General features: G+C 71.2%; 8 protein-coding genes. 4 read left to right on the forward strand and 4 right to left on the reverse strand.

The annotated features are described in order from the left end of the window. Positions 1 to 31: 31 nt before the first annotated feature. Positions 32 to 505 carry a hypothetical protein gene (locus ACFWV3_RS45615; RefSeq protein ID WP_382420641.1) on the reverse strand — a complete coding sequence of 158 codons (474 nt, stop codon included), beginning with the start codon at positions 503 to 505 and terminating at the stop codon, positions 32 to 34. Positions 506 to 691: 186 nt separating this feature from the next. Here ACFWV3_RS45615 and tyrS point away from each other — a divergent pair, with 186 nt between their 5' ends. Both tyrS and ACFWV3_RS45625 read left to right on the forward strand, forming a co-directional pair. Further along, positions 692 to 1,732 carry a tyrosine--tRNA ligase gene (gene tyrS / locus ACFWV3_RS45620; protein ID WP_382420643.1) on the forward strand — a complete coding sequence of 347 codons (1,041 nt, stop codon included), beginning with the start codon at positions 692 to 694 and terminating at the stop codon, positions 1,730 to 1,732. Beyond that, positions 1,729 to 3,012: an ATP-grasp domain-containing protein gene (locus ACFWV3_RS45625; RefSeq protein ID WP_382420645.1), complete on the forward strand. Its 1,284-nt coding sequence runs from the start codon at positions 1,729 to 1,731 to the stop codon at positions 3,010 to 3,012. The genes tyrS and ACFWV3_RS45625 overlap by 4 nt, the downstream gene beginning before the upstream one ends. On the opposite strand, the gene ACFWV3_RS45630 is transcribed toward ACFWV3_RS45625, so the two are convergent. The 3 genes from ACFWV3_RS45630 to ACFWV3_RS45640 are packed head-to-tail and all read right to left on the reverse strand — an operon-like array spanning position 2,945 to position 5,717. Continuing rightward, entirely contained in the window at positions 2,945 to 3,910 is a 966-nt protein-coding gene (locus ACFWV3_RS45630; RefSeq protein WP_382420647.1) for an LLM class flavin-dependent oxidoreductase, read from the reverse strand. The genes ACFWV3_RS45625 and ACFWV3_RS45630 overlap by 68 nt on opposite strands. 24 nt (positions 3,911 to 3,934) lie before the next feature. Next, on the reverse strand, positions 3,935 to 4,915 hold the full coding sequence (locus ACFWV3_RS45635) for an aldose epimerase family protein (RefSeq protein WP_382420649.1): 981 nt from the start codon (positions 4,913 to 4,915) through the stop codon (positions 3,935 to 3,937). Positions 4,916 to 4,922: 7 nt separating this feature from the next. Continuing rightward, positions 4,923 to 5,717: a phytanoyl-CoA dioxygenase family protein gene (locus ACFWV3_RS45640; protein ID WP_382420651.1), complete on the reverse strand. Its 795-nt coding sequence runs from the start codon at positions 5,715 to 5,717 to the stop codon at positions 4,923 to 4,925. A gap of 177 nt (positions 5,718 to 5,894) precedes the next feature. Here ACFWV3_RS45640 and ACFWV3_RS45645 point away from each other — a divergent pair, with 177 nt between their 5' ends. Together ACFWV3_RS45645 and ACFWV3_RS45650 are read left to right on the forward strand one after the other, a co-directional pair. Continuing rightward, entirely contained in the window at positions 5,895 to 7,478 is a 1,584-nt protein-coding gene (locus ACFWV3_RS45645) for a pyridoxal phosphate-dependent aminotransferase (protein WP_382420653.1), read from the forward strand. Between the two features lie 22 nt (positions 7,479 to 7,500). Then, positions 7,501 to 7,752: a phosphopantetheine-binding protein gene (locus ACFWV3_RS45650; protein ID WP_382420655.1), complete on the forward strand. Its 252-nt coding sequence runs from the start codon at positions 7,501 to 7,503 to the stop codon at positions 7,750 to 7,752. Positions 7,753 to 7,818: the final 66 nt, after the last annotated feature.

The following is a 7,818-nucleotide window of genomic DNA, read 5'->3' on the forward strand; positions in this document are numbered from 1 at the left end:
GTCCGGGCTGGGGCCCTCCGGTGTCAGGGGATCAGCGGGTCAGGGCGTGGTGGAGGTACAGGGCGCGCTCCGCACCGGGCCGCCCGGCCACGGTGAACCCGAGCGCCTGCAGCAGTTCCACGGTGTCCGCCAGCGCGGGGTTGGCCTCGCAGCGCAGCGCGTCGGCACCCCGGCCGGTCGCGGTGGCGATGGCCCGGCGCACGCACATCATCCCGGCCAGCGACCCGTCCGCGGCCACCTCCGGCAGGACGGCGAGCCGGGTCAGGTAGACCGGCCGCACGGCCGCGGGGAACACCTCCGGCGGGACCTCGAAGGGCGGATTCTCCACCAGCGTGAACATCGCCGCGGGCCGTCGGCCGTCCCGCAGGAGGTGGACCCGGCCGGCGCCGACGTGCGCCGCGGTGCTGCCGGGGTTGCGCAGGGGCGCCCGCGTGCCGGTCCGCTCCGCCTGGAAGCGGTCGCTGGCGCACAGCAGGTCATGCACCTCCGCAGGGTCGTCGGCCATTTCCCAGCGATATCCCGTCGAGGTCATCGCACCTTCCCCTGTCCGTCGTGGAACCTCACCGTAGAAATGCGTGCGCCGAATAGGCAAACAATTCCCGTCGAATCCGGTAACTGACATCCGGATTACCGGCGGCTTACCCCTTGACCACCGGCGATGCCGACAATGAGAGGCACGAATGGAGGTAACATGAGCGATCTGGACGAATCCGTCGCGCAGGTTCTCGGGACATTCCGCGGCTTCGACGACGTCCGGGCCGTGGTACCGCTGGTCGCGCGACGAGCCACCCTGGACCTGGGCGACCTCGGCCCGGCGGAGCAGGCCCGGCTGGTCGCGGCGCGCGTGAGTGCCGCGGACCCGTCGGAGGACGCCCTCGCGCAGCGGCTCGCGGCCGGCCGGACGCTGACGGTCAAGTTCGTCGTCGAACCGTTCGCGACCACGTTCCACCTGGGCAACCTCGTGCCCCTGCTGGTCCTGAACCGGCTGAGCAGGATGGGCCACCGGATCGTCTTCGTGGTGGGAGACCTGAGCGCCGCGTTCGGCGACCCCTCCGGCTCGGTCCCGCTCTCCGCCACCCCGTCCGCGGCCGAGCTGGAACGGAACATCTCCGCCTACCGGGAGCACACGGCCCGCTTCCTGACCGGGACGCCGACCGAGTTCGTGCGCAACAGCGACTGGCTCTCCCGCGCCACCCTGCCCGAGCTCATGGCGCTGGCGGCGCACGTGCCCGCCGCGATGGTTCCCGGACTCGGGGACGGCACGCTGAGCAGGGCGCTGTACCCGGTGACCAAGGCGATGGACGCGGTACACACACGGGCCGACATCGAGGTCGGAGGCGTGTACCAGGCCGGGAACCTGGCCGTCTGCCGCCGGATCATGGCCGGCGAAGGGCTCGATCCCGTCATCGCGCTGACCACACCGCTGATCCCCGGTGTGGACGGCGCACCGGTGATGAGCGCGACCCGCGGCAACGAGGTGTCGTTGCTCGCGACCCCGGCGGCTGCGTTCGACCGGCTCGCGGCCGTCCCGGCGGACCTCGCGGAGGTGTACCTGCGGGCGCTCACCGAGTGGCAGGACCCCGAGATCGACCGCGCGCGGGCGGTGCTCACCCCTGGCGAGCTGGTCCTGCTGACCGCCACCGCCGTCACCGCGACCCTGCACGGCCACGAGTCCGCCCTGCGGGCGCTGGACTCGCGTTCACCACGACCACGAACTGGAGCTGCTCAATGAAGGTGCTCATGCTGAGGCACAACCTGCACCAGCTGGTCCTCGACCACGCGGACGAGGTCTACGCGGTGCTGGACCGCTCCCCCGGCTGCCTCGCCCTGCCCCCGGAGACCCTCGCCCGCTTCGCCGGCGTCTACTGGATCTCGTCGTACGACTCGCTGGAGGACCTGAGTGCCGTCGCCGGCGACCTCCTGACGCGCGGCACCGGGATCGACCGCATCGTCAGCTTCCCCGAGTTCACCCAGTACGCCGCCGGCTACCTCGCGCACCTGCTCGGCCTCGAGCACTTCTCGCCGTCGGTGGCACTGGGCACCCGCGACAAGCGGGTCACGAAGTTCCGCGCCGCGCAGGCCGGTCTCCCCACCGCGCGCTGGTACTCGATCCCGGACCTCGCCACGGCCGATCCCGCCGCGATCGAACAGGCCGTCGGCTACCCGCTGGTGCTCAAACCGGCCGGAGGCTGGGGCACGGTGTCCACCGTGAAGGTCGACGACTCGGCCGGGCTCGAGGAGGCGCTGCGGACCATCGCGGACGCACTGCCCAGCCCGCTGTCCGCGCAGTTCGTCGCGGAGGAGTTCATCGCGGGCGAGGAGTTCCACGTCGACGCGGTGTGGCGGGACGGCCGACCCTGGATCTTCCACGTGAGCCGCTACTTCTCGCCGCGGCTGCAGGCCTGGTCCGGGAAGACGGCGCACGGTTCGGTGCTGTTGCGAGAGTCCGAGTTCGCCGACCTGTACGCGCAGCTGCTCAAGCTCAACACGCAGCTCAACTCCGCCGTGGGCATCGAGCGCGGAGCGACCCACCTCGAGGTTTTCCGTGAACACGACACCGGACGGCTGCTCGTCTCCGAGATCGCCTCGCGGGTCGGCGGGGCCAACGTGTCGGACGTCGTCGAGGCGCTGGGCGGTGTGCATGGCGGCGTGATCGCTCTGCACGAACTGCTCGACGGCGACCTCGCGGACCTGCCGTTCACCCCGGGGCGGTATCCCGTCGTCGGCGGTCTCTGCCTGGTGCCGGAGCGGTCCGGCGTGATCGTCTCCGTGCCGGACCGCTCCGAGCTGCTGGCACACCCGAACGTGCTGGGCGCCGCCACCTACCACCAGGCGGGCGACCACGTCGACGCGTCCCACCCGTCGGCGTGGTGCACGCTCCTCGTCATCGGCGCCGAGACGGAGTCCGAGCTGGAGCAGACCGCGCTCGCGCTGTCGGAGACCTTCAAGATCCGGACAGCACCGGCCGGCGATCCCTCGCCAGCTGCCGCACCGCCGGCGCGACCTGCGTAGCGACGAGCTCCAGGGTCTGCCAGTCGACCGGAGCCTTGACGGCGAGCACGAAGTCCGTCGCCCCCAGTTCCACGTAGGGGGCGAGGGCTTCGACGCACTGCTCCGCCGAGCCGAAGCTGATGTACTGGTTGCGGATGGCGTCCGGGGTGTCCGCGAGCTCGGAACTCGTGCGGCGCCCGGCGCCGGACGGCGTGACGACCGCGCGGAAGGTGATCGACTTGCGCACCTCTCCGGGATCGCGCCCCGCGCGCTCGCAGGCGTCGTCGAACACCTCGACCTTGCGGCGGTACTCCTGCGGGCTCGCCGACACGGAGTTCCACACGTCGGCGTGCCGGGCGGCCAGCGGGATCATGTGCCGCAGCCCGTTCGCGCCGACGATCAGCGGCAGCCGCGCCTGGACGGGCTTCGGGGCGAGGCAGGCCCGGTCGAAGGTGTAGTGCTCGCCGTGGAAGGTGGTCTCGTCCCGTTCCCACAGGCTGCGCAGGACCCGGCAGGCCTCGTCGAGCATCCCCGCGCGCACCGCGGTGGACGGGAACGGGATGCCGTACTGCTCGTAGGCGCGGTCGGTGCCGCCGGCGCCGACGCCGAACTCGAGGCGTCCGCCCGAGATGTGGTCCAGGGTCGAGGCGATGTTCGCCATGACCGCCGGGTGCCGCCAGGTGATCGGGGAGACCATCATCGCGCAGCGGATGCGGCTGGTCCGGCTCGCGAGTGCCGCGAGCAGCGTCGTGCCCTCGAAGCAGGGCCAGTCGGGCGGGTAGGCCCACGGCCGGAGGAAGTCGAAGATCGAGATGCTGTCGTACCCGAGCTCCTCCGCCCGCTGCCACAGCTCGACGCAGGCCTCGACGGTGCCGTGCAGCTGCCCGGAGTGCACGGCGAAACGGATGTCTTCCATCATTCACGCCTTCTTGGATCGCGGTGGTCAGCCGAGGACGAACTCGTGCACCGTCCGGCTGTGGTAGATCGCCCTGGGGTCGAGCCGGACCGTCGGGAAGTCCGGCCGGTTGGGGGCGTCGGGCAGAGCGCTCGCTTGGAGGCAGATGCCGCTCCTGGCGCCGGTGGGGAACCGGTCGGCGGTGTAGACACCGATGCCGGGCGCGGTCGTGCGGATCCGCATCGTCCGGCCGCTGCCGGGATGGCTCAGCTCCACGGCGGGTTGCGGACCGTCGAGCACGAAGAAGCGGTCGGCGGTGCACCCGCGCAGCGGCCGGGGCGAGGTGAAGTCCAGCGGGCCGCCGGCGACCGGCGGCGGAGGGCCCGCCGACGGCACCATCCGCTGGTCGAACTCGATCACGCGGGTCGCGGCGATCGTCAGCAGGTGGTCGTCGACGGTTCCGGTGCCGGCGAGGTTCCAGTAGGAGTGGTTGGTCAGGTCCACGATGGTGGGCGACGAGGTGGTGGCGCTGTGCTCGAACTCGATGCCGTGCTCGACCAGGCGGTACACCGTCTCGGCGACGAGCTCGCCGGGGTAGCCCTGGTCCCCGTCCGGGCTGACCAGCCTGAGCCGCAACGCGGTGCCGTCCGCCTCCGGTCGGGCGGTCCACACCCGCCTGGAGAAGCCGTCCACCCCGCCGTGCATGTGGTGTCCGCGGTCGTTGAGGTCCAGCAGGTGTTCCGCGCCGTCGAGCCGGAACCGCCCGAAGCCCACGTTGCGCGAGTACCTGCCGAGGGTGGCGCCGAGGTAGTGGTTGCGGGGCTCCAGGTACGCGGTGAGGTCGGGGTGTCCCAGCACGACGTTGACGCTGCCGCCCGTGCCGTCCGGGACCCAGAGCTCGGCCAGAGTCGCCCCGTAGGTCCACACGACGGCCCGCAGGCCGTCTGCCCCGGTCAGTTCGTAGGCGTCGACCGCCATCGGTCCCTGGTGGGCGCCGCCCGGAGTGGTGCCCACCGTCCAGCTGCGCACCGGCACCTCACACGTCCAGCACGAACCTGGCCGCGGGTGAGAGGCGGTCGAGCGTCTCCTGGGTGACGTAGCGCGCCTGGTCCAGCTGCTGCGGGTTGTGCCGGCGGGTGAAGTAGGCGTGCAGCGCGCGCCGGGGCCTGGTGTCGCGGTTCTGCGTCCCGCCGTGCCAGAGGTGGCCGTTGAAGATGAGCAGGGAGCCGGCGGGCGCCGTCACCAGCTGCTGGTCGGGATGCGGCGCCCAGGAGTCCTCGAGCGTCTTCTCCGGGTCGTCGCCCCACCGGTGGGAACCGGGAACGACCCTGGTGGCGCCGTTGAGCTCGGTGAAGTCGTCCAGGATCCACATCGTGTTGCACGCCTGGTAGTCGCCGGGGGCCAGGTCGTCGCCGTCCCAGTCGGCGTGCAGGGACTGGTTGCCCTCGCCGGGCAGCGCGGCGCGGCTGCTCACCGAGGACAGCTTGAAGTCGCCGAGGACGTGCGCGACCGCCGCGAGGACCACGGGGTGCCTGAAGGTCGTCGCGAAGACCTCGCCCTTGTTGACGAGGTTGGACAGCCGCATGGTGCCGGGCTCCTGGCCGACCTCGCTGCCGCCGCGGTCGCCCTCGGCCGCCGCGAGGACGTTGAGCCGCCCGCGCAACGACTCGAGCAGGAACTCGTTCAGCACTCCGGGGATGAAGGCGAAACCCTGCTCGTCCAACTGGTCCGTGATTTCCCGCCCCGGCATTCCGGGCCGCACGCCCAGTTCCTCCAGCGCGCGCCCCATGTCCATTTCCGGACGTAGTGCCACTTCGTGGTCGATACTCATGCAAAACTTTCTAGCAGAGCCTCGTCCAACTCGGGGCAATCATTCGGTAATCGCGTTTCCAGACGGAACCGACTCCAGGTTACTGAGCGATGTGAATGCGATGGCAATTCAATGGATACTCGCGTGGCGACGCGTTGATAACGTGGCTCGCACTGCAGACGAGAGAACGGGAATACGATGGCACTGTTCGACTCGCTGTCCGAACCACGTGTTGCCGGCGTGGCCGAGGAAGCCCGTGAAATCGCCGCCCGCGCGTTGACCGCGGAACAGGACGACACCCTTTTCGTGCCGTACGCCGGAGACCGCACCCTGGACGTCTTCGCACGCGCGCGCAATCCGGCGGACCCGTTCGAACTGCGCGACCTGTTCCTCGGCCGCGTCGAGCACGAGCTGGGACCGGCGTCGCTGCGCCCGGAGCTCGCGCGGGCCTGGCGGCAGTCCCGGCACAGGCGGGACGTGACCGCGGACGAGGTGTACCACTCGCGCGCGGCCGTGCGGTTCGTCAAGGAGCTCTTCAACTTCTACTTCCGCGACGACGTCTACGGAGCCCTGGCCGGCGACCACCTCCTGCTCTCGAGCGGATCGGTCGACGAGCACGAGTGGGGCCTGCCCGCCGCGTTGAAGGACTGCCTGCGGTTCGCCCTCGACCAGGACTGGTACGGCTACTCGGACTCCCGCGGCCGGGTTCCCGCGCGCGAGGCCATCGCCGCCTACGAGAACGCCCTGATGGAACGGGACGTCTACACCGAGGCGAACGTCGCTGTCACCCTCGGCGGGACGTTCACCGTCAGCAACATCGCCGACTACGTCCTGACGGGGGCGGTCCGCGGGACCGAGCCGGCACTGTGCGGGATCCCGAACTACCCGCCGCTGGTCGAGGCGGTGGCAAGGCGGAGCGCCACCCGGATGGTCCCGCTGCCCAGCACCGGCGGCCGGGTGTCGCTGCGGCCGCTGATCGACGCGCTGAGGCCGGGCACCCCGCTGGTGCTGCTGCAGACCGCGATGAACCCGACCGGTGCCGCGGTCGACGAGGCCGAGCTCGCGCAGCTGATCCAGGCCGCCTCACCGGGCACGATGATCCTGCTGGACGAGTGCCACGAGTGGCTCGGGCCGGAGCGCAGGAGGTCGGCGCAGCGGGCCGCGCCGAACGTCATCCGCATCTCGAGCCTGTCGAAGAACTGGTCCGCGCCGGGACTGAAGACCGGCTGGATCATGGCCGACCGCGCGTTCGTGGCGGACTACTACGAGCACGCCTCCACCATGTTCGGCGGCCCGCAGTCCTTCTTCTACACCGCGGTCGAGGTCCTGGCCAGGATGGAGCGGTGGATGGTCACCGGCCTGGCGGTGCCGGGTCCGGCGGAGCTCGCGGAGTTCGAGCCGAGCTACGGCCTGACCCTCGACCGGCTCAGCCGCGCCTACACGGGTTACGTCCGCGAACGGCGCGGCCGCCAGGAGTCCCTGACCGTGCTGCGGGACGCGACCTGCGCCGGCTTCGCGGAGGCGGGCACGGTGACCGTCCCCGCCTACTCGATCAACGCGGCGGTGAGCTTCCCGGACTGGGACGACAGCTACCTCGCCTTCCGCAGCCTGCTGGACCGCACCGGCGTCTCCACCTACCCCGCCATCCTCAACTTCTGCTTCGACGGCGGGGCCGTGCGGGTCACGACGGCCCGCCCCTGGACCGACCTGCGCGAGGCGGGCGACCGGGTCAGGGCGGCTCTGCGCCCGCGCCAGCTGCAAACGACCAGTGCACCGAGCTGACCCTGCGAACCCGAGGAACGTCATGAGTTCACCAGCATCCTCCCTGATCGACGCGGTCCGCGAGATCCTCGTCCGCACCCTGCCCGGCGGCGCCGCACCGGCCGACGACGCTCCCCTGCGCGAACTCGGGCTGAGCTCGCTGCGCATGGTGCGGGTGGTCGTGGCGCTGCGGGAGGAGCTCGGCTGCGAGCTGCCCGACGACCTGCTGCGCCCGGAGACCTTCCACAGCGTGCGCACCCTCGTGTCCGCGGTCCACTCCGCCGGCCGGGGGTGACCGAGGGCCGTGCTGCAGCACCGGGCGGACGGCGGACAGGTCGAGCAGCTGCTGCTCGACCTGTCC

Source organism: Lentzea sp. NPDC059081 (genome assembly GCF_042738015.1).
Taxonomy (GTDB): Bacteria; Actinomycetota; Actinomycetes; order Mycobacteriales; family Pseudonocardiaceae; genus Lentzea.

What these genes read in the sequence shown, in the direction of transcription:
- ACFWV3_RS45615 (WP_382420641.1), bottom strand. Translation starts at nt 505, where the DNA reads ATGGCCGACGACCCTGCGGAGGTGCATGACCTGCTGTGCGCCAGCGAC.
- ACFWV3_RS45650 (WP_382420655.1), top strand. Translation starts at nt 7,501, where the DNA reads ATGAGTTCACCAGCATCCTCCCTGATCGACGCGGTCCGCGAGATCCTC.
- tyrS (WP_382420643.1), top strand. Translation starts at nt 692, where the DNA reads ATGAGCGATCTGGACGAATCCGTCGCGCAGGTTCTCGGGACATTCCGC.
- ACFWV3_RS45630 (WP_382420647.1), bottom strand. Translation starts at nt 3,910, where the DNA reads ATGATGGAAGACATCCGTTTCGCCGTGCACTCCGGGCAGCTGCACGGC.
- ACFWV3_RS45625 (WP_382420645.1), top strand. Translation starts at nt 1,729, where the DNA reads ATGAAGGTGCTCATGCTGAGGCACAACCTGCACCAGCTGGTCCTCGAC.
- ACFWV3_RS45645 (WP_382420653.1), top strand. Translation starts at nt 5,895, where the DNA reads ATGGCACTGTTCGACTCGCTGTCCGAACCACGTGTTGCCGGCGTGGCC.
- ACFWV3_RS45640 (WP_382420651.1), bottom strand. Translation starts at nt 5,717, where the DNA reads ATGAGTATCGACCACGAAGTGGCACTACGTCCGGAAATGGACATGGGG.